Origin of the sequence: Sphingomonas sp. (genome assembly GCF_017745215.1) — a bacterium.
Classification (GTDB): domain Bacteria; phylum Pseudomonadota; class Alphaproteobacteria; order Sphingomonadales; family Sphingomonadaceae; genus Sphingomonas.
On the sequence record NZ_JAGHZV010000007.1, the window covers coordinates 113,176 to 132,867 of the forward strand.

At 69.2% G+C, this 19,692-nt stretch carries 23 protein-coding genes; 11 read left to right on the plus strand and 12 right to left on the minus strand.

All coding sequences use genetic code 11. The annotated features are described in order from the left end of the window. Positions 1–92 precede the first annotated feature (92 nt). The 3 genes from J7495_RS09225 to J7495_RS09235 all read left to right on the plus strand — a co-directional run bounded on the left by J7495_RS09225 (position 93) and on the right by J7495_RS09235 (position 2,123). A complete protein-coding gene (locus J7495_RS09225; RefSeq protein ID WP_294056187.1) occupies positions 93–659 on the plus strand; it encodes a carboxymuconolactone decarboxylase family protein in 567 nt (188 codons plus the stop codon). 61 nt (positions 660–720) lie between these two features. Beyond that, positions 721–1,734: an aldehyde reductase gene (locus tag J7495_RS09230; RefSeq protein WP_294056188.1), complete on the plus strand. Its 1,014-nt coding sequence runs from the start codon at positions 721–723 to the stop codon at positions 1,732–1,734. A 119-nt stretch (positions 1,735–1,853) separates the two neighbouring features. Next, on the plus strand, positions 1,854–2,123 hold the full coding sequence (locus J7495_RS09235; RefSeq protein WP_294056189.1) for a hypothetical protein: 270 nt from the start codon (positions 1,854–1,856) through the stop codon (positions 2,121–2,123). Here J7495_RS09235 and J7495_RS09240 read toward each other — a convergent pair. Next, complete coding sequence (locus J7495_RS09240) at positions 2,116–2,517, minus strand: DUF2147 domain-containing protein (protein ID WP_294056190.1); 402 nt, start codon at positions 2,515–2,517, stop codon at positions 2,116–2,118. The two genes, J7495_RS09235 and J7495_RS09240, sit on opposite strands and share 8 nt — an antisense overlap. Before the next feature lie 121 nt (positions 2,518–2,638). Between J7495_RS09240 and ubiA the strand changes: the two genes are divergently transcribed. The 4 genes from ubiA to J7495_RS09260 all read left to right on the plus strand — a co-directional run bounded on the left by ubiA (position 2,639) and on the right by J7495_RS09260 (position 7,082). Next, complete coding sequence (gene ubiA / locus J7495_RS09245; RefSeq protein ID WP_294056191.1) at positions 2,639–3,553, plus strand: 4-hydroxybenzoate octaprenyltransferase; 915 nt, start codon at positions 2,639–2,641, stop codon at positions 3,551–3,553. A 304-nt stretch (positions 3,554–3,857) separates the two neighbouring features. Next, a complete protein-coding gene (locus J7495_RS09250; protein WP_294056192.1) occupies positions 3,858–5,204 on the plus strand; it encodes a metallopeptidase TldD-related protein in 1,347 nt (448 codons plus the stop codon). Next, a complete protein-coding gene (locus J7495_RS09255) occupies positions 5,197–5,979 on the plus strand; it encodes a 3'(2'),5'-bisphosphate nucleotidase CysQ (RefSeq protein WP_294056193.1) in 783 nt (260 codons plus the stop codon). Before J7495_RS09250 ends, J7495_RS09255 begins: the two co-directional genes overlap by 8 nt. Continuing rightward, a complete protein-coding gene (locus J7495_RS09260; protein WP_294056194.1) occupies positions 5,976–7,082 on the plus strand; it encodes an FUSC family protein in 1,107 nt (368 codons plus the stop codon). The genes J7495_RS09255 and J7495_RS09260 overlap by 4 nt, the downstream gene beginning before the upstream one ends. A gap of 173 nt (positions 7,083–7,255) precedes the next feature. Here J7495_RS09260 and J7495_RS09265 read toward each other — a convergent pair whose 3' ends face one another. The 8 genes from J7495_RS09265 to J7495_RS09300 all read right to left on the minus strand — a co-directional run bounded on the left by J7495_RS09265 (position 7,256) and on the right by J7495_RS09300 (position 13,829). Further along, the gene (locus J7495_RS09265; protein WP_294056195.1) at positions 7,256–7,975 is read right to left on the minus strand and encodes a hypothetical protein; all 720 of its coding nucleotides are present in this window, start codon (positions 7,973–7,975) and stop codon (positions 7,256–7,258) included. A 7-nt stretch (positions 7,976–7,982) separates the two neighbouring features. Next, positions 7,983–9,188 (minus strand): toxic anion resistance protein, encoded by a 1,206-nt coding sequence (locus tag J7495_RS09270; RefSeq protein ID WP_294056196.1) that lies wholly within the window; start codon positions 9,186–9,188, stop codon positions 7,983–7,985. A 229-nt stretch (positions 9,189–9,417) separates the two neighbouring features. After that, positions 9,418–9,927, minus strand: a complete 510-nt coding sequence (gene pal / locus J7495_RS09275) for a peptidoglycan-associated lipoprotein Pal (protein ID WP_294056197.1) — start codon at positions 9,925–9,927, stop codon at positions 9,418–9,420. Positions 9,928–9,998: 71 nt separating this feature from the next. Then, the gene (gene tolB, locus J7495_RS09280) at positions 9,999–11,408 is read right to left on the minus strand and encodes a Tol-Pal system beta propeller repeat protein TolB (RefSeq protein ID WP_294056198.1); all 1,410 of its coding nucleotides are present in this window, start codon (positions 11,406–11,408) and stop codon (positions 9,999–10,001) included. A 5-nt stretch (positions 11,409–11,413) separates the two neighbouring features. Further along, complete coding sequence (locus tag J7495_RS09285) at positions 11,414–12,214, minus strand: cell envelope biogenesis protein TolA (protein WP_294056199.1); 801 nt, start codon at positions 12,212–12,214, stop codon at positions 11,414–11,416. Between the two features lie 31 nt (positions 12,215–12,245). Further along, positions 12,246–12,686: a protein TolR gene (tolR, locus tag J7495_RS09290; RefSeq protein WP_294056200.1), complete on the minus strand. Its 441-nt coding sequence runs from the start codon at positions 12,684–12,686 to the stop codon at positions 12,246–12,248. 12 nt (positions 12,687–12,698) lie between these two features. Beyond that, positions 12,699–13,376, minus strand: coding sequence for a protein TolQ (gene tolQ / locus J7495_RS09295; RefSeq protein ID WP_294056201.1), 678 nt, complete (start codon positions 13,374–13,376; stop codon positions 12,699–12,701). Between the two features lie 6 nt (positions 13,377–13,382). Then, positions 13,383–13,829, minus strand: a complete 447-nt coding sequence (locus J7495_RS09300; protein WP_294056202.1) for a YbgC/FadM family acyl-CoA thioesterase — start codon at positions 13,827–13,829, stop codon at positions 13,383–13,385. 141 nt (positions 13,830–13,970) lie between these two features. Here J7495_RS09300 and J7495_RS09305 point away from each other — a divergent pair, with 141 nt between their 5' ends. Further along, positions 13,971–14,417 carry a hypothetical protein gene (locus J7495_RS09305; protein ID WP_294056203.1) on the plus strand — a complete coding sequence of 149 codons (447 nt, stop codon included), beginning with the start codon at positions 13,971–13,973 and terminating at the stop codon, positions 14,415–14,417. Next, on the plus strand, positions 14,407–14,619 hold the full coding sequence (locus J7495_RS09310; RefSeq protein WP_294056204.1) for a helix-turn-helix transcriptional regulator: 213 nt from the start codon (positions 14,407–14,409) through the stop codon (positions 14,617–14,619). The genes J7495_RS09305 and J7495_RS09310 overlap by 11 nt, the downstream gene beginning before the upstream one ends. A gap of 151 nt (positions 14,620–14,770) precedes the next feature. On the opposite strand, the gene J7495_RS09315 is transcribed toward J7495_RS09310, so the two are convergent. Further along, complete coding sequence (locus J7495_RS09315) at positions 14,771–15,535, minus strand: gamma-glutamyl-gamma-aminobutyrate hydrolase family protein (RefSeq protein ID WP_294056205.1); 765 nt, start codon at positions 15,533–15,535, stop codon at positions 14,771–14,773. Between the two features lie 127 nt (positions 15,536–15,662). Between J7495_RS09315 and J7495_RS09320 the strand changes: the two genes are divergently transcribed. Beyond that, complete coding sequence (locus J7495_RS09320) at positions 15,663–16,400, plus strand: ABC transporter ATP-binding protein (protein ID WP_294056206.1); 738 nt, start codon at positions 15,663–15,665, stop codon at positions 16,398–16,400. Continuing rightward, entirely contained in the window at positions 16,397–17,842 is a 1,446-nt protein-coding gene (locus J7495_RS09325; RefSeq protein WP_294056207.1) for a hypothetical protein, read from the plus strand. The genes J7495_RS09320 and J7495_RS09325 overlap by 4 nt, the downstream gene beginning before the upstream one ends. Positions 17,843–17,972: 130 nt before the next feature. Here the strand turns inward: J7495_RS09325 and ruvB are convergent, their stop codons facing one another. Together ruvB and J7495_RS09335 are read right to left on the minus strand one after the other, a co-directional pair. Then, complete coding sequence (gene ruvB, locus J7495_RS09330; protein ID WP_294056208.1) at positions 17,973–18,998, minus strand: Holliday junction branch migration DNA helicase RuvB; 1,026 nt, start codon at positions 18,996–18,998, stop codon at positions 17,973–17,975. After that, the gene (locus J7495_RS09335) at positions 18,995–19,687 is read right to left on the minus strand and encodes a hypothetical protein (RefSeq protein ID WP_294056209.1); all 693 of its coding nucleotides are present in this window, start codon (positions 19,685–19,687) and stop codon (positions 18,995–18,997) included. The genes ruvB and J7495_RS09335 overlap by 4 nt, the downstream gene beginning before the upstream one ends. Positions 19,688–19,692 lie beyond the last annotated feature (5 nt).

The window sequence follows — 19,692 nt, forward strand, 5'->3', positions numbered from 1 at the left end:
AGCGGGACGGCGCAACAATACCTTCGTACGATGGCCGATGCCGCGGCGCAGCATAGACTTGCCCGCGAATCCCGCACGAACAGGAGACCGCCATGCGCCTGCCCCTCCTCGCCCCCGACAGCCTCGGCGACGCGCAGAAGCTGCTCTATGCCGACATGAAGCAAGGCATCGCGTCGAACTTCAACGCCTTCCGGACCGTCTCCGAGGATGGCGCGCTGATGGGGCCCTGGAACCCCTGGCTGCACGAGCCGCGGATCGGCGGCGCGATCTGGGAGCTCACCAAGGCGATGTCGATGGAAGCGACGCTGCCCGATCCGGCGCGACAGGTCGCGATCCTCGTCACCGGCGCGCGCTTCAACGCGGCCTATGAGATCTACGCGCATGTCGCGATCGCCGAGCGCGAAGGGATGATGGCGCCGCGCATCTCGGCGCTGTGCGCCGGGGTGAAGCCCGACGACCTCGACGAGCAGGAAAGCGCGGCGTTCGACGTCGCCTTCGCGCTCACGCGCGGCGGGGTGCTGCCCGAGCCCTGCTATCGCCGCGCGGTGGCGATCTTCGGCCAGCACGGCGCCAACGAGCTGATCTACCTCGTCGGCCTCTATTGCCTGGTGTCGATGACGCTCAACGGCTTCGACGTGCCGGTGCCCGAGGCCGAATAGCCCGAGTTGCACGGCTCGCCCGTTGCGCTAGGTTGCAGTCTGCAACTTGAAGGAGGGGGCGATGGCGGAAACGGTCCTGGTCACCGGGGGCAGCGGATTCATCGCGGGCTGGTGCATCGTCGAGCTGCTGCGGCGCGGCTATGGGGTGCGCACGACGGTGCGCAACCTCGCCAAGGCGCCGGCGGTGCGCGCGGCGATCGCGGCCGAGGTCGATCCGGGCGATCGGCTGACCTTCTTCGCCGCGGAGCTGACCAGCCCCGAGGGCTGGGACGCGGCGGTGGCGGGGTGCGATTACGTGCTCCACGTCGCCTCGCCGCTCGGTACCGGCGCGGTCAGGCATCCCGATGAGCTGATCGTTCCCGCGCGCGAAGGCGCGCTAAACGTGCTGCGCGCCGCTGCCGCTGCGGGGGTGAAGCGCGTGGTGCTGACCTCCTCGGTCGCGGCGGTCGGCGGCATGGGCACCGACGAGGTCCGCGACGAGACGCAATGGACCGACCTCTCGACTCGGGGCCTCGACGCCTATCGCCAGTCGAAGACGATCGCCGAGCGCGCCGCCTGGGACTTCGTCGCGGCCGAGGACAAGGGCATGGAATTGGTCACGGTGCTGCCCAGCGTGGTGATCGGGCCGGTGCTTTCGCCCGAGGGGCTGGGATCGGTGCAGGTGATCTCGCGGCTGGTCGGCGGCAAGATCCCGGGGACGCCGCGGATCGGCTTCACCCTGGTGGATGTGCGCGACGTGGCGGACCTGCACCTGCGCGCGATGACCGCGCCTGAGGCTCCGGGCGAGCGCTTCATCGCCGCGACCGAGTTCAAATGGTTCGCCGAGATCGCGGCGATCCTGCGCGCGCGGCTGGGTGAGCGCGCGGCCAAGGTGCCGACGCGCAGGCTCCCCGACTTCGTGCCGCGGCTGATGGCGCTGTTCGACCCGGCGCTGCGCTATGTCGTGCCAGGGCTCGGGCGGCGGAACAGCTGGTCGTCGGCCAAGGCGAAGCGCGTGCTCGGCTGGGCGCCGCGGCCGGTGGAGGACAGCATCGCCGAGTGCGGCGAGAGCCTGGTGGCGAAGGGCGCGGCCTGATCCCAACCCGTCACCCCGGCGAAAGCCGGGGGCCAGGGCAGCGGGCAACGTCGCTCGTGGCCCTGGGTCCCGGCTTTCGCCGGGATGACGGCTGAAGTGGGGTGCCCTAAGCACCGCGAATGGACCTCGACGACCTGCTCCACCATTATTTCGGCACGCGCGACCTCGACACGCTCGACGAAGCGGCGATCGAGGACGGGATCGAGCGGCTCGTCACGGGCTTCGCGGTCGAGACCGAGCCCGGCCGGCGGTTCGCGCTCTGGGCGCTGCTCCACGCCCTGGGCCGCGCGCCCGATCCGGAAGTCGCGTTCAAGGACCCCGCCGCCCAGCGCGCCGCGCTGGACTATGCCTGGGCCGCCGGCAAGATCGGCGACCGCGACGTCAACTGATCCGGTGCCAATGCTGCGACTTGCAGACCAGCCCCAGCATCGTGCAGCCGGTGATGAGGATTTGGACCTGACTCAGCTGCTTCACCGTCGCCGAGGCATTGGTGTTGATGTCGGGCACGAACACCTTGCCGCGCCAGTCGCCGTCGCCGCCGCGCTTGAGCCCGGTGAGCAGCCGGCTGCCGACGAGGTCCTTGCCGGTGCCCTTCTTCGCGTCCTCGCGCTGCTTCGGCGCAGCCCAGGTCACCGTGCCGCACAATGCCGCGCCGCAGGGCTCGACCTTGAGGTGCACCGTGTCCTTGGTATTGCGCCACTCGCCCTCCAGCCCGTCGGACGGAGCGGCGGCACCGCCCGACAGCAAGGCACCGGCGATCAGGGTCGCGATTCGAATCATCATCGTTCAGTCTTCCTTCGCGCGCCGTCTGACCGCTCAGCATGCACTTTCGAAGGCATAAACATGGCAGGTTGCGGCTGAGCGACAGTTGAACGCGGGGCGCCCGACGCTCTAGAGCGATGCGATGAGCGCTGCCCCCGAGATTGTCCCCGACAGCGAGCACCGCGGGCTGGTCGGGCTGTTGCCGAGCGCTTGGCGCCCCTATGCGCTGCTCGCGCGCTTCGACCGGCCGATCGGCTGGTGGCTGTTGTTCTGGCCCGGCGCCTGGGCCGTCGCGCTCTCGGGCCGGGCCATCGAGCGCTGGGACCTGATCGGGTGGTTCCTGCTCGGCAGCATCGCGATGCGCGGCGCCGGCTGCGTCTACAACGACATCGTCGACCGCGACCTCGACCGCCAGGTCGCCCGAACCCGCGCGCGGCCGGTGGCGAGCGGCGCGGTGTCGCTCAAGGCCGCCTGGGCCTGGCTGCTCGCCTTGTGCCTCGTCGGGTTCGTCGTGCTCGTCCAGCTTCGCCCGCTCGCGGTAGTCGTCGCGCTCGCGAGCCTCGCGCTGGTCGCCGCCTATCCCTTCATGAAGCGGATCACCTGGTGGCCGCAGGCGTGGCTCGGCCTCGTCTTCTCCTGGGCGGCGCTGGTCGGCTGGGCGAGCGCGCCCGACGCGGCCCGGGCGCCGGGGCTGACGCTCTACGCCGGCTGCATTTTCTGGGTGATCGGCTATGACACCATCTACGCGCTGCAGGACGTCGAGGACGATGCACTGGTCGGCGTGCGCTCCTCGGCGCGCCGGCTGGGGAGCCGGGTGCGGCCGGGCGTCGCGCTCTTCTACCTGCTCGCGCTGGCGCTCTGGGGTGCGGCCTTCTGGCAGCTCCGCCCTGATCCGCTGGCGATCCTCGCGCTGGCCCCGGCGGCGATCCACCTCGGCTGGCAGGTGTTCACGCTCGTCCCCGCCGACGGCCCCAATGCCCTCGCACGCTTCCGTTCGAACCGGTTCGCGGGGCTGCTCGTCTTCGCGGCTTGCTTCGTGGTGGGCCAGACTCTTTGACCTTCGGCACGCGCACGCCGAGGGTGTGTGTTCACGCTCGGCAATGCCCGTGACGGAGCGAAATTCGGCGCAGGGCTAGGCGCGAGGAGGGGGCGATGTTGAACGCATCGGACCCGACGAGCAACGACGCCATGCGCCGAATTTAGCCCGCCGCTTCGCGGTCGCCTGGAGAGCGCCGCTGGACGTCGTCGCGACGCTTGCACGGGAACCGACGGGCCCGCGCTGCGCGCCGCTCCTAGCCAGCGGCGCTCTCCAGGCGATCACGGGCGTTGCCGAGCGCGAACACACACCCTAAGTGCCGCCGATGCTGACTGTCGAACAGGCCCGCGAACGCGTCGAGGATATCGTCGCGCGGGCACGCACTGCCGGCGCCGATGCCGCCGATGCCGTGCTGATCGCCGACCAGTCGCTTTCCGTCTCGGTGCGGATGGCGGCGCTGGAGGATGTCGAACGCTCCGAAAGCGCCGAGCTCGGCCTGCGCGTGTTCTCAGGGAAACGCTCGGCCAGCGTGTCGACGTCGGACCTCTCGTCCGAGTCGCTCGACGTGCTCGCCGAGCGCGCGCTGGCGATGGCGCGCGAGGCGCCCGAGGACCCCTGGGCCGGGCTCGCCCCCGAGGCGCGGCTGCTCCACGGCGCAATCCCCCAGCTCGACCTCGACGACGGCGGCGAAGCGACGCCCCAGGCGCTGCGCGACCGCGCGCTGGCCGCCGAGGATGCCGCGCGCGCCGTGCCCGGCGTGACCAACAGCGAAGGTGGCGGCGCGAGTGCGGCGCGCAGCGTCACCGCGATCGCGACCAGCCACGGCTTCGCCGGCGCCTATGCCGTCTCCAGCCACATGGTCAGCGCCAGCGTCCTCGCCGGCGAAGGCGAGGGCAAGGAGCGCGACCATGCCTGGCATTCGGCGCGTCACGCTGCCGCGCTCGAATCGGCCGAGGCGATCGGCCGCCAGGCCGGCGAGCGCGCCGTCGCGCGGCTCGGCCCCGCCAAGATCGCGAGCGGCACGATGCCCGTGGTGTTCGATCGGCGCGTGGCGGGGGGCATCCTCGGCCATCTCGTCGGCGCGATCGCCGGCGCTTCGATCGCGCGCAAGACCAGCTTCCTGCTCGACGCGCTCGGCAAGGAGATCTTCGCCAAGGGCATCACCATCGTCGACGATCCGCTGCGCCCCCGCGGCTTGCGGTCGCGGCCGTTCGACGGCGAGGGGCTGCCGGTGTCCGAGCTCCGCCTGATCGACGACGGCGTGCTCACCAGCTGGCTGCTCGAGAGCGCCTCGGCACGGCAATTGAGGCTCGAGCCCACCGGCCATGCCGTCCGCGGCGTCGGCGGCGCGCCGGGCGCTGGGCCGTCGAACCTCTACATGGAAGCAGGCAACGAGAGCTTCGCCGCGCTGATCGGCGCGATCGACCATGGCCTCTACGTCACCGAGCTGATCGGCCAGGGCGTCAACGGCGTGACCGGCGACTACAGCCGCGGTGCCGCGGGCTATCTGATCGAGAAGGGCGAGCTCACCCGCCCCGTCTCCGAAGTGACGATCGCGAGCAACCTCAAGGACATGTTCCGCGCGCTCACCCCCGCCAACGACCTCGAGTTCCGCTACGGGATCAACGCGCCGACGCTCCGCATCGACGGGATGATGGTCGCCGGTGACTGACACGCTCGCCGCCTCGGTCGCCGCGATCGCCGCCGAGGCGGGCAAGCTGGCGATCGAGCGCTGGCAGACCGACTTCAAGCGCTGGGAAAAGGCGCCGGGCAACCCGGTGTGCGAGATCGACCTCGCGCTCGACGCGATGCTGCGCGAGCGGCTGACCGCGCTGCTCCCCGATGCGGGCTGGCTCTCCGAGGAGAGCGTCGACAACCCCGAACGGCTGAAGGCCGAGCGCATCTGGGTGGTCGACCCGATCGACGGGACGCGCGACTATCTGCGCGGGCGCCCGGGCTGGGCGGTGTCGATCGCGCTGGTCGAGCGCGGGCAACCGGTGATCGGCGTGCTCGACGCGCCCGCGCGCCGCGAAGTCTGGTGCGCCGAAGCCGGCAAGGGCGCATGGCGCAACGGCAAAGCGATCCGCACCGGCTCGCGCGAGCTGCTCGCGGGGTCGCGCGTGCCGGCGGACAGCCTGCCGAAGGTCGACCAGGACCTGGTGATGGTCGACAAGCCCAATTCGATCGCGCTGCGCATCGCGATGGTCGCGAACGCCGAGGCCGACCTCGTCGCGACGCTGCGCTGGGGCTTCGAATGGGACATCGCCGCCGCGGTGCTGATCGCGCGCGAGGCGGGCGCGAGCCTTAGCGACGCGTTCGGCGATGCGCTCCACTTCAACACGCCGAGCGCCCAGGCTTACGGCGTGCTCGCCTCGGTGCCCGGCATCCACGCCCAGGCGGTCGAGCGGCTCGCCGAGCGGGCCAGGGCCGGCGTGGGGCGCGAATGACCGCCGAAGCGCCTGCCGGGTTGCTGGCACGGCGCCAGGCCGAGCTCAAGCAGGCGGCACGCACCACGGTCGGCGCGGTGGCCGCCTACATCGCCTATCGGTTGATCGGCTTCGAACAGGGCTATTGGGCAGTCTTCACCGTGGTGATCGTGCTCCAGGGCTCGATCGGCGGGACGCTGGGCGCAGCGATCGACCGGCTGATCGGGACGATCGCGGGCGGGCTGCTGGGCGGGCTGGCGCTGGTGCTGCTGCCGCACACGCTGGCGGGGATGACGTTCGGCCTGGGCCTGATCACCGTGCTCACCACCTTCGCCGCGGCGATCCGCCCGCAGTTGCGGGTGGCGCCGGTGACCGCGGCGATCGTGCTGCTCTCGCACACGCCGGGGATCGCTCCCGAGCGCTTCGTGCTCGACCGCATCGCCGAGATCGCGCTGGGCGGGGTGATCGGGGTGCTGACCAGCATGATCGTTTTCCCCGCGCGCTCGCGCGAGCTGGTGGTGGCGCGTGCCGAGAAGGTGCTCGACGGCTGCGCCGCAGTGATGCGCACGCTCGCGGTGGGGTTCGAGACCGGCGCCGAGCCGGCGATCCCGGGCGAGCATGCCGCGCTCCGCAAGGCGCTGGCGGCGACCGAGGCGGCGATGGCCGATGCCGAGCGCGAGAAGAGCTCGCGCCTCGCCGACCATGGCATCCCGACCGCGGTGCCGCGCACGCTCTGGCGGATCCGCAACGACCTCGCGCAAGTCACGCGCGGGCTCGAGGGCGCCTTCACGCCCGCGGTCGCCGCGATCCTCGCGCCCGCCGCCGCGCAGCTGCTCCGCGACGAAGCCGATTATGTCGGGCGCTGCGGCACCGCGCTCGCCGCCGGCGCCGACGTCGCGCGCGAGGACATCGCCGAGCGCTACGCCCGCTTCCCCGCCGCGGTGGAAGCGCTGCGCGGCGCGAAGCTCACCCAGGAGCTCGACTTCGCCGCGGTCGGCCGGCTGTTCGGCGTGATCTTCGCGCTCGAGCAGCTCCACGCCAACCTCACCGACCTCGCCGACCGCATCGACGAAGCCGCCGAGGAACCCGCCCGCACCCCGCTGCTGCGCTTCTGGAGGCGTTAGGCCCCAACCCTAATGTTGTCCCGTCACCCCGGCCTGGTGCCGGGGCCCACGCAGCCTCACAGACCGAACGCAAGCTTCTTGTCCAGCCCTCACCTCCCGGTGGACCCCGGCAGAAGGCCGGGGTGACAGTGGGTGATTCCAATTCGCGCTGGCTTGCCGGCCGACCTGAGTGGTCAGGCCGGCCCGCCCTCCTCGGCATAGCGGATCTGCAGGTAGCGCCCGCGCGTCGCCAGGCTGTCGAGGTCGCCCTGCGCGAGCTGCTCGGTCATCTCGGCGATCTCCTCGTCGATCACCTGGAGGCCCTGGGCGAGCTGCTGGTCGGGGGTCACGCCGTTGCGCGGCACGCCCCGCAGCGGCTCGGGGACGCGCTGGTAGCCCTTGACCAGCTCGGGCAGCTGCTCGCCGACGAGCTTGCGGATCTCGAGCGCGGCGGGGGTCTTCTCGTCGAGCAGGCCGAGCTGGGGTGCGAGCGTCTCGAGCCGGGTGCCGATCGAATCGAGCAGGCTGCGCGTCGGCGCGGGGAGCGCGGGGCGCTGCGCCTCGAGCCAGCGCTCGGTCGACGCCGGGAGCGCCTTCAGCGGCACCTGCCCCAGCGCCTCGGCGCGCGGCACCGCGGTGACCGGCATCACTGCGAAGAACAAGGTCGCGGCGACGAGCAGCCCGACCATCGCCATCGCGCCCATGAAGCCGATCCCCGCCGGCAGCATCAGCCCGACGACGATCGCGCCGACGACGATCGCGATGTCGGCGAGCGCAATCCGCCCGAGCCGCGCGACGATCTCCGCCTCGCGGTGGCGCCGCAGCCGCTTCGACACGCCCTGATCGGTCCGTGCGCGGGCGCGTTCGAGATTTTCCTGCGCGCGGGCCAGCGCGCGATCGACATCGGTAGGCATGACGCGGTTACACGGCCTCCAGCTGGAAATTGCTCGAGCCGGGGCCCGAGAGCTGCGCCTGCGCCGCGCCCTCGGCCCGCGCGATATAGCCCTTCGACTTCTCGACTTCGTTCGACAGCGTGTTGACCGTCGTCTTCATCGAATCGAGCGCCTTCAGCTTGAACACGTCGATCGCGTCCATCGTGTCGTAGATGTTCTGGAAGGCGCGCTGGAGCGTCTCGACGGGGATCGTCGCGCTCGCTGCCTGCTCGTGGATCGCCGCGGTCTGGCTCTTGAGCAGCTTGCCGGTCGAATCGATGATGTTGGCGGTCGTGGTGTTGAGCGCGGTGATCTGGTCGAGCACCAGCTTCTGGTTGGTCAGCGCCTGCGCGACCGTCACCGCCGTGCGCAGCGCCGCGACGGTGGTGGTCGAGGCGCGATCGACGCCTTTCACCAGCTCGACATTGTTCTTCTTGACGAGGTCGAGCGCGAGATAGCCCTGCACCGTCACCGCCATCTGGGTGAGCAGGTCCTGCGTGCGCTGGCGGGTGTAGAAGAGCGCGGTCTCGCGGATCGCCTTGGCCTTGGCCGGATCGGTCGCGTCGAGCTCGTTCGCCTTGTCCTCGAGGCGGCTGTCCATTTCCTTCGAGAGATAGATCATCTGCTCGAGCCGGCCCATCGAGTTCCACAAATTGGCACGCTCGGTGTCGATCGCGGCATTGTCCATCAAGAGCTCGTCCTTGCCGTTCGACAGGCTCTTGAGGATGCCGTTGATGTGCGTCTGCGACGATTGGTACTTGCGGAAATATTGCGTCAGCCCGCCGCCGAAGATCTTGCTGAGGAAGCCGCTCTTGCCGGTGATCAGCGCGCCGTTCTTCGAGGGGTCGAGGTCCTCGACGGTCTTGCGCAGCGCGAGCAGGTCGGCGCCGACGCCGCTCTCGCTCGAGACCGCGCGCACCGGGCGGTCGAGGAAGCGGTTCGACTGGCCGGCGGCGTCGCGGATTTCCTTCTGGCCCATCGAGGTGATCGCATCGACGCGCTTGCCGAACTCGGGCGAGTTGACGTCCTGCGCGACGAGATCGTCGATGAACTGGGTGACGCGCTTCTCGAGCTCGGTCTTCTTCGCATCCTCGACCGGCACCAGCCCCGCTGCCTTCTCGGGCGCGACCGCCGGCACGGGATCGGGCGGAGTCAGCACCAGCTCCTGTTCGGCCACTTCGGGTTGCGTCGCCATTCGGTCCTCCAAACCACTGCCCGCCCCATCTAGCGGGGATGGGCCTTGCATCCAAGTGTGTGATGTATGTAATACACCATTATTGTTCCGCCAAGAGGCACCGAATGCTTGCGCGTGGCCGTCATCCCGACTTTCGCCGGGATGACGGTGGCTGGGACTGCGGGTTTGGTCGAACGAAAAAGGCCGCCGAGTCGCCCCGGCAGCCTTTCGTATCCAGCGGCGTGACGCGTCAGTTGATGACGATCGTCACCGCGCGGCGGTTCATCGCCCAGCTCTGGTCGTCCGAGCCGAGCGCGATCGGGCGTTCCTTGCCGTAGCTGATCGTCGTGATCCGCGCGGGCGAGATACCCTTTGCGGCGAGATAGTTCTTCGCGGCATTGGCGCGGCGGTCGCCGAGCGCGAGGTTGTACTCGCGCGTGCCGCGCTCGTCGCAATGCCCCTCGATCGTCACGCGCGCCTCGGGATGGCGAGCGAGCCAGGCGGCCTGGCTGTCGAGGATGCGCGCCGCCTCATCGTCGATGTCGAACTGGTCGAACGCGAAGTGGACCATGTTGCTGACCACTTCGCGCCGGAACTGCGCGTCGAGCGGGCCGGCATCGGCATCGCCGCTGCCGCCGTTGCCGGTGTCTGCGATCGGGTTATCGCCGGGCGCGATGACCGTCGGAGGCACCTTCTTGGTGCAGCCCGCCGTCGCGATCAGCGCAACCCCAAGCAATGCGCTGGTCAGGATTCTGGCCATGATGTTCTCCTCCTTAAACATGTGGATCGTAACGCAGGTGTAATTGCGGGTCATCCGCGATTGTTAACGCCTCAGGGGCGAATCGGTCCCCAACTGGGATCGGATCCGTCGAGCGGGGTCGGAATCCGGCGTGCGTTGACGCCGGTCAGGTCGACCGACCAGAGGTCGGGACGGCCCGAGCCCTGCGCCGCACGGAAGAACATCAGCACGCGGCCGTTGGGCGCCCAGCTCGGTCCCTCATCGCCCCAGCTGCTGGTGAGCAGCTTCTCGTTGCCGCCGCCGGGGCCCATCACGCCGATCCGGAACGCGCCGCCGCCGGTGCGGGTGAAAGCGATCAGGTCGCCGCGCGGGCTCCACGCGGGGGTGGCATAGCGCCCGCCGCCGAAGCTGATGCGATGCTGGTTGGAGCCGTCGGCGCCCATGACATAGAGCTGCTGGGTGCCGCTTCGGTCGCTCTCGAAGACGATCTGGCTGCCGTTGGGCGAATAGCTGCCGCCGGTATCGATCCCCGGCGCGTTGGTCAGCCGGTCGGGCGTGCCGCCGCCGGCCGAGCTGGTGCGATAGAGGTCGATGTTGCCCGCGACGGACATCGAGAAGAGGATCCACTTGCCGTCGGGCGACCAGCGCGGCGCGAAGTTGAGGTTGACGTTCGACGCGACGAGGTGCTGCTGGCGGCTGCGGAGATCATAGACGTAGATCGACGGGCGGCGGTTCTCGTAGCTCATGTAGACGATGCGGCCCTGGTCGGGGCTGAGCCGCGGCGTGAGCACGATCGTCTGGCCGTTGGTCAGGAAGCGGTGGTTGGCGCCGTCCTGGTCCATGATCGCGAGCCGCTTGATGCGGCGGTTCTTGGGGCCGGTCTCCGAGACATAGACGACCTGGCTGTCGAAATAGGGACCTTCGCCGGTGAGGCGCGTGTAGATCGCGTCGGCGCATTTGTGCGCGGCGCGGCGCCATTCGGCGGGCGAGACGACGAAGCCCTGGCGGATCAGCTCGGTGCGCGCCGCGGTGTCGTAGACATAGCAGCCGATCGACAGCGAGCCGTCGCCATTGGCGCGGACATAGCCCTGGACCAGCGCCTGCGAGGCGAAGGCGTTCCACGAATCGTAATCGGGCGCGGTGACTTCGCCATAGCCGATCGGGCGCGCGGCATTGGGGCCGACGGTCTTGAACAGCCCGGTGTTGCGCAGGTCGTCGTCGATCACCGCGGCGAGGCGGCGGCCGAGCTCGTCGGTCGAGCCCGCCGGCGTGGCGACCGCCTGGTTGGTCGGCATCGCCGGGATGATGATCGGCAGCGGCGCGGCGGTGCCGCCCTCGACGTCGACCACCAGCCCGCCGTCCTGCTGGCCGGGCGCGGTCTGGTCAGACTGCTGCGCGGGGGGCGTCTGCTGGGGCGCAGGCGCAGGGGTCTGGGCGATGGCCGCCGCCGGGAACGCCAGCGCCAGCGCGCCGGCCGCAAATGCCGTCAGGGTCCGCATCATCTCCATCACCTCGGATTTATCCGGAGACGCAGCGTGAAGCTGCGCCACCCATTGGGAACATCGTACAGCTCGGGCGGCAAGTTGCGAAGCGGCGAGCAGCCCGCGAACACCGCGCGCACCGCATCGTCGACGCGGCGGATATAGCGTTCATTGTCGTCGTCGACGCCGTCATGGTCGACGATCCGCACCGGCCCGGCAAGCGATCCGTCCGGATTGAGGTTCAGGGTCACGATCGCGCGGATCCGCTCCGAGCCCGGGCCCGGACTGACCTGGCGGTCGACGCAGGGCTGGACCTGGCGCGCGATCGCCGAGCCGATGTTCTGCCGCGCCTCGCCGGTCATCGTCGCCTGGGGCTTGGTCGACTTGCCGGGGCTGGGCTGGTCGGTGAGGCCCTTGATCAGGTCATCGCCGAGCCGGCCGGTGGGCGCCACCGAGCGGGTGCCGGGCTTGCCGCCCGACGCGGTGGTCGGCGGCTTGGGCTTGGCCGGCGGCGCGACCGGATCGGGCATGGGCTTGGGCTGGTCGGGCTTCTTGACCGGCGGCTCGGGCGTGTCGGCGGGCTGCTCGGCGGCGTCGGGCTCGACCGGGCCGGCCTCGGGCGCGACCTGCGTCGCCGGAGGCTCGGTGCTCGCCTCGGGCGCGGCGCTGACCAGCCCGACGTCGTCGGCGAGCGACACTTCGATCGGCGCGTTCATCGGCTTGGGCGGCGGGGGCGGGGCCTGCCGGCTCAGCCACCAGACGCCCGCGATCAGCCCGCCGTGAAGCAGGATCGAGATGACCAGTCCCTCGCCGTCGGCGCGGTCCATCAGCAGGCCTCGCTCGTCGCTGCCCGGCGCATCAAGGCTTGGTGCTCGCGTTGCTCACCAGCGAGAGGCGGTTGAGCCCGGCGCGGTTGAGCTCGCCCATCAGCCGCATCACCTTGCCGTAATCGAGCCCCTGGTCGGCGCGCAGCAGCACCTGCGGCGGCTTGCCGTCGGCGCCCTTGCGCTTCGCCACTTCGTCGAGCTTGGCCGAGAGCTGGTCGGCGGGCACCTGGGCATTGTCGACGAACACCTTGCCCTCGCGGTCGATCGAGATCGACACGGGCTTCTGCTCCTGCTCGAGCGCCTTGGCGCGGCTCTCGGGCAGGTTCACCGGCACGCCCGCGGTGAGCAAGGGCGCGGTGACCATGAAGATGATCAGCAGCACCAGCATCACGTCGACCAGCGGGGTGACGTTGATCTCGGCCATCGGCGCGCGGCGGCCGCGGCTGCGTTCGGAGGGGAGGTGCATCGCCATCGCCCGGCCTCCTCAGCTCTCGCTCTCGAGCCGGCGGCTCAGCGTCGCGTGGAAGCCGTCGGCGAAGCGGTTGAGCCGCGCCTCGACGCGGTTGATCGCGTGGCTGTAGCGATTGTAGCCGATCAGCGCGGGGATCGCGGCGAACAGGCCGATCGCGGTGGCGAACAGCGCTTCGGCGATGCCCGGGCCGACCGCGGCGAGCCCGGCGTTCTGCTCCTGCGCGATGCCGATGAAGCTGTACATGATGCCGAGCACGGTGCCGAACAGCCCGACGAACGGCGCCGAGGCAGCGACGGTGGCGAGGAAGTTCAGCCGATCGGAGAGCTTGTCGATCTCCATCGCGATGGTGGTGCCCATCGCCATGCCGAGCCGCTCGCGCGTGCCTTCGCGGTCGATCGTCTTGCCCGCGGTCGAGCGGCGCCATTCGGTGACGCCCGCAGCGAAGATCCGCGCGATCGGCTGGTCGCGGCCGGCGGCGCGGCGGTGGAACTCGTCGATGCTGTCGGCCTCGCGATATTCGGCCTCGAACCGGTCGATCGCCTTGCGCACCCCGGCGATCTTGACGCCAAAGCCGAAGATGATCGCCCAGCTCCACAGGCTGGCGAGCGCGAGCAGGCCCATCACGATCTGCACTTCGATGTGCGCGTGGAGGAACAGGCCGAGCGGCGAGAAATCATTGGTCGTCGGCATTCGCAGTCAGTTTCCCTTCCAGACCAGCGGCGCGAAGATCGCCATCCATTCGGCAGGCTGGCGCCTGGGCCGTCCGGAAGGCGCCACGAACGCCGCCTCGACGTTCGCTTCGGCCACTATGGTAGCGCCCTGCATGACTCGCTGATGAATGGTCACCGCCGCCTGGCGAAGTTGCACGAGGCGGCTGACCACCGTCAGCGTGTCGCCGAGACGCGCCGGCGCGTGGTAGCGGATCGAGATGTCGCGGATGGCATAGGCGCCTTCCCCGGCCTCGAACACCGCGCGCTGGTCGATCCCGGCAGCGGCGAGCATATCGGAGCGGGCGCGCTCCATGAACCGCAGATAATTGGCGTGATAGACCACGCCGGTAAGATCGGTGTCCTCGAAATAGACACGCAGGACGAAATGATGCTCGAGGCCTTCGAAGCGGCCGAGGGCGGCGGGCACGTCCATGCCCGGGCACCTAACCGAGACGAGTCGATGGCGGAACCCCCGAAGGCTCGATTCGTCCCGGGGAGGGCACGGGCGAATCGGCTTGCGGCAGTGTCACCCATAGGTTACATGTCACCTGTAGGTTACATCTGAGGCAATGACATGGTTTCGGAAGATCTCGAGGAAGCGGAACGGCGCGGCAAGCAGCGCGCGAGGGTGTGGCCGGTGCTCGCGGGCTTGCTGATCCTGCAGCAATGGGCGTTCTTCACGCGCCACCTGCCCGAACGGCTGGATGGCGTGGTCGACTATCTCGACGCGGGCGTGTGGCTGTTGCTGGTGGTGGTGCCGCTCGGGGCGCTGTGGACCGGCGGATGGATCCGTCCACTCGAGATCCGCGCGTTGATCGAGGACGAATCGACGCGTGCCAACCGGGCGAGCGCACTGGCGCTGGGCTTCCTGTTCGCGATCCTCGCAGCGACAGTGCTGTTCGTCGCGACGCTGTTCACGCAGGTGAATCCGCGGTTCGCGCTCAACGTCGTGATCAGCGCCGGGATCGGCAGCGCGATGATGCGCTTCGGGCTGCTCGAATGGCGCGACTATGCCGCGTGACGGGGAACTGACCAACCGGCTGCGCGAGCAACGCGACGCCCTTGGCTGGACCCAGGCCGACCTTGCCGAGCGCGTCGGCGTCTCGCGCAAGACGATCAATACGATCGAGAACGGCGTGTTCGTGCCCTCGACGATCGTCGCGCTCCGGATCGCGCGCACGCTGGGGATGCCGGTGGAGGCGCTGTTCCTGCTGGCGGAGTAGGGAGCGGGGAGATCCGATGATTTACCCATGAACCGTCATCCCGGCGAAAGCCGGGACCCAGAGCCACGAGTGATGTCCTCTGTAACCTGGGTCCCGGCTTTCGCCGGGATGACGGTGGTGGGTCGATACAATCTCATCCCGCTTCAACCGCTCACATATGCAGCGTGCCGCCGGTAAGCCGGATCTCGAGCCCCGCCGATTCGTGGAGCGCGTCGCGGAGCAGGTGGAAATAGGCGCGGCTCGCGTCGCACTGGGCCGCATTCCATTCGGGATGCCATTGCACCGCGAGCACCTGGCCGCCGCAGGGGCGCGCGGCGAAGGCTTCGACCAGCCCGTCGCCGCTCGACACCGCTTCGATCGACAGGCCGGTGCCGAGCCGGTCGATCCCCTGGTGGTGCACCGAATTGACGCTGATCCGGCGCTCGCCGGTGGCCGTCGCGAGCAGTCCGCCCGCGGCGAGGTCGACGTCGTGGCCGTGGTCGAACAGCTCGGCGAAGTCGAGCGCTTCCTCCCGGCGATGGTGCGCGGGGCCGTCGAGGTCGGTGGTGAGGGTGCCGCCGAACAGCACGTTGAGCTCCTGCAGCCCGCGACAGATGCCGAATACCGGCTTGCCCTGCTCGATCATCTGACCGGCGAGCGCGAGCGCCACTTCGTCGCGCTGCTCGTCGGGGCGGTCGGGCGCGGTGTCGCGGCCGTAGCGCGCCGGCGCGACGTTCGAGCGCGAGCCGGTGAGCAGCAGCCCGTCGAGCCGCGCGGTGATCGCCGGCGCGTCGAGCGCGTCGACCAGCGCGGGGACGAGCAGCACGGTGGCGCCGGCCAGCCGGTGGAGCGGCTCGACGAAGCGGCTCGCGACCGCCTGGATCGGCCGGTCGGCGACTTCGTTGCAGCAGAGCACGCCGATCACCGGCTTATGCATGCGAGTCTCCACGGTGTGTTTTATCGATCCTTCTCGTAGGATTTCTGCCGCAGAAAAGCTTGGAAGGCGTTAAGCACGCCTCGTTGCCCCCTTGAAGGGAACCGGCGTTGCGATAGGCTGGCGCGCGATGACCGAGATCCCGGCGCTCCGCCTGACGAACCTGCGCAAAAGCTTCGACAAGCCCGTGATCGAGGGACTCGACCTCGAGATCCGGCCCGGAGAGCTCTATGCGCTGCTCGGCCCCAACGGCGCGGGCAAGACCACCACCTTGCGCATGGCCGTGGGCCTGACCGAGCCCGACGAGGGCGGGATCGAGATCTTCGGGATCGACGCGCGCAAGCGGCCGAGGGCGGCCAAGGCGATCACGGCGTGGCTGCCCGACGATCCGATGCTCTACGACAAGCTGACGCCGTCCGAATATCTCGGCTTCGTCGCGGGACTGTGGGGCATCGCGCCAAGCCAGGCGGCGCCCGAGGCCGAGCGGCTGCTCAAATGGCTCGAGCTCTGGGACGTGCGCGACACGCGCTGCGAGGGCTTCTCGCGCGGCATGAAGCAGAAGGCGGCCCTCGCCGGCGCGCTGATCCACGATCCGCGGCTGCTGATCCTCGACGAGCCGCTGACCGGGCTCGACGCGGCGATGGCGCGCAGCGTCAAGGATGCGCTGCGCGCAGCGGTGGACGAAGGCAAGACGGTGATCGTCACCACTCACATCCTCGACGTCGCCGAGCGCATCGCCGACCGGATCGGAATCATCGCCGGGGGCAAGCTGCTCGCCGAAGGCACGCTCGACGAGCTGCGCGCCGAGGGCGGCGCCAACGACGAGACGCTCGAGGACACGTTCATCCGGCTGACCGGCGGGCAATGATCGGCCTGCTGATCCGCCTCGCGCCGAGGCAGAGCCTGGTGTGGCTGGTGCTGCACGAGCTGCGCCTCTCGGTCGCGGGGCGCAAGATCCGCGCGTGGCAGGCGGTGCTCGGGCCGATCCTGCTGCTCGGCTGGATCGCGGTGGGCGTGGCGATCGCCTTCGCCGTGCAGCACGTCGCCATCCCCGAATCGGCGGAGGTCGACACCGGGCTGCTGGTCGGCGCGATCCTGCTGTTCAGTTTCATGACCACCCAGGCGCTGCTGGTGAGCCAGCGCACCCTGTTCGAAGCCGGCGACCTCGACCTGCTCTTCTCCGCGCCGATCGCGCCGCGCACGGTGATGGCGGCCAAGCTGATCGGCATCGCCGCGGCGATCGCGCTGTCCTTCGCGCTGATGGTGCTGCCGCTGGTGCTGCCGATCGCGGTGCTGGGGCATCCGCAGCTCTTCGGCGTGCCCGCGCTGCTGCTCGCGCTGACCCTGATCGCGGCGTGCCTGGGGCTCGGCATCACGCTGCTGCTCGCCAAGATCGCCGGCCCGCGCGCGGCGCGGACGGTGGGACAGATCGTCGCGGCGCTCGCGGGCGGCTCGGTGTTCCTCGCCTCGCAGCTGATGTCGCACGGCGACCGCACGACGCGCTCGGGCGCCAAGATCCTGTTCGACCGGATGCTCGAGAGCGGCTTCGGCTCGCACGGGCTCGGCGCGCTGCCGGGCAAGGCGGCGTTCGGCGATCCGCTGGCGACCGCGCTGCTGCTCGGCATCGGCGTCGCGCTGTTCGTGCTGACCGTGACGGCGATGCAGACCGCCTTCCTCTCGGCCTATCGCGCGGGCACGATGAAGCTCGGGCGCACCCGGCGGGCGACGAGCAAGGTCGCCAGGCATTTCCACCCCACGCTGTTCGGCGCGGTGTTCGCCAAGGAGTGGAAGCTTCTCGCGCGCGATCCGGCGCTGGCGTTCCAGATCGTGCTGCGGCTGATCTATCTCGCGCCCTTGTTCCTCGCGGTGTTCCGCGCCGGGAGCAAGGTCCCGATCGCGCCGTCGCTTGCCTTCGGCAGCGTGGTGATCGCGGGGCAGGTGGTAGCGAGCCTCGCCTGGCTTGCGGTCTCGGCCGAGGATGCGCCCGACTTGGTCAAGGTCTCGCCGGTCGCCAAGCGCGAGCTCGACAATGCCAAGCTGTGGGCAGCCATGGCGATGGCGGCACCGCTGATCGCGCTGCTGCCGATCGCGATCGCTTTCGAGACGATCCCCGGCGCGTTGGTGACGCTGGCGATGACGGCGTTCACCGGCTGGATGACAGGGCAGCTCGAGGTCCTCTACGGCAAGCCGGCCCCGCGATCGACCTTCCGCCGACGGCGCTCGGGATCGCTGATCGTCGGGATCTTCAGCGTGATCCTGACTTTGGTGTTCGGCGGCGTCGCGGGCGTGGCGGTGTATCTGCTCGGCTAGCCGGATGCGATTGAATCGACCCAACGCCGTCATCCCCGGCGAAAGCCGGGACCCAGACCCACGGGCGACACGACTTGCTGCCCTGGATCCCGGCTTTCGCCGGGATGACGACTGAAGAAATCCCTCAGCTCTAGCCGTCGAACAGCCCGTCCTGCTGGCCCGCCGGCGGATCGAGGCCGAGGTGCTTCCAGGCCGCGCCGTTGAGGCAGCGGCCGCGCGCGGTGCGGGCGATCATGCCGATCTGGATGAGATAGGGCTCGATCACTTCCTCGATCGTGTCGCGCGGCTCGCTGAGCCCCGCGGCGAGCGTCTCGACGCCCACCGGGCCGCCGCGATAGATGTCGGCGATCATCATGAGGTAGCGCCGGTCCATCGAGTCGAGCCCGAGCGCGTCGACCTCGAGCCGGTTGAGCGCCTGGTCTGCGACCCGGGCGTGGACGGTCGCTTCGCCGAGCACGTTGGCGAAGTCGCGCACCCGGCGCAGCAGCCGGCCGGCGATGCGCGGGGTGCCGCGCGCGCGCTTGGCGATCTCGCGCGCGCCGTCGGGCGCGATGTGCAGGTCGAGCAGCGTCGCGGCACGCGTGACGACCTGTTCGAGCTCGTCGACGGTGTAGAAATTGAGGCGGATCGGAATGCCGAACCGGTCGCGCAGCGGCGTGGTGAGCAGCCCCTGGCGCGTGGTCGCGCCGACGAGCGTGAAGCGCGGCAAGTCGATGCGGACCGAGCGCGCCGAGGGACCCTCGCCGATGATCAGGTCGAGCGCGCGGTCCTCCATCGCGGGGTAGAGCACCTCTTCCACCTGGGGCGCGAGGCGGTGGATCTCGTCGATGAACAGGACGTCGCCGTCCTCGAGGTTGGTGAGCAGCGCGGCGAGGTCGCCCGACTTGGCGATGACGGGGCCCGAGGTGGCGCGGAAGCCGACGCCCATCTCGCGCGCGACGATCTGGGCGAGCGTGGTCTTGCCGAGGCCCGGCGGGCCGAAGAAGAGGACGTGATCGAGCACGTCGCCGCGCGACCTGGCGGCCTGGATGAACACCCGGAGGTTCTCGCGCGCGCCCTTCTGCCCGACGAACTCGTCGAGGCGCTTGGGGCGCAGCGCGGCGTCGACATCGTCGGCGCGGCGCTCGGGGGCGAGGATGCGGTCGGAGTCGGTCATTGATCAGGCATCGTCCACGCAGACGGGAGTCGGCTCATTCTTATTTCCAGTGTCCTCCTTAGTCCGGCGAACTCATTTCCATGAATATTCAGCAGATTAAACACACTCTGAACGCGATCCCAAGAGACGCAATCAGGGCCTTTTTCCTCATTCCGACGCGCAAAATCAAATAATGCCTCTATTAGAGCGTGAACGCGTGCTGCTTGTATGATATATTGATCTACAGTTTCGCCGACATTGGAAAGATTGGACATTTGAACTTGATCGGTCAGGGACATTATTCGGGAATTTAAAACTTGAATTTCGCAACATATCTCGCTGATCAGCTCAACTATCGATTTATCGTCCGTAGCTTCGAGTATCTCTCTCAGAGCGTCTACCAAGTGATTCGGCAATTGCGGTGGGTTGAATCCGGTTCGGAGAGCTCCAATGTGACCCGGAACCAAGGCCCTCCTTGCCTGAGCGAGTTGACAAATGATGTCTCGGACAAATTGACCGAGACCACTTAACGTTAGCGGTAGCGTAGCTCGAATTGCAGTTAAGCGCCGGCGTAAACGGGAGTGCTCATGAGCATCAGCCTGCACTATTTGTTTGCGGAGCAAAATCGCTCCCACGATCGCGGCGATGATGGCCAGTAGACCACTGATCAGCGTTTGCCATTGGTCGAGCCACGCAACGAAGTCGTGCATGCTGC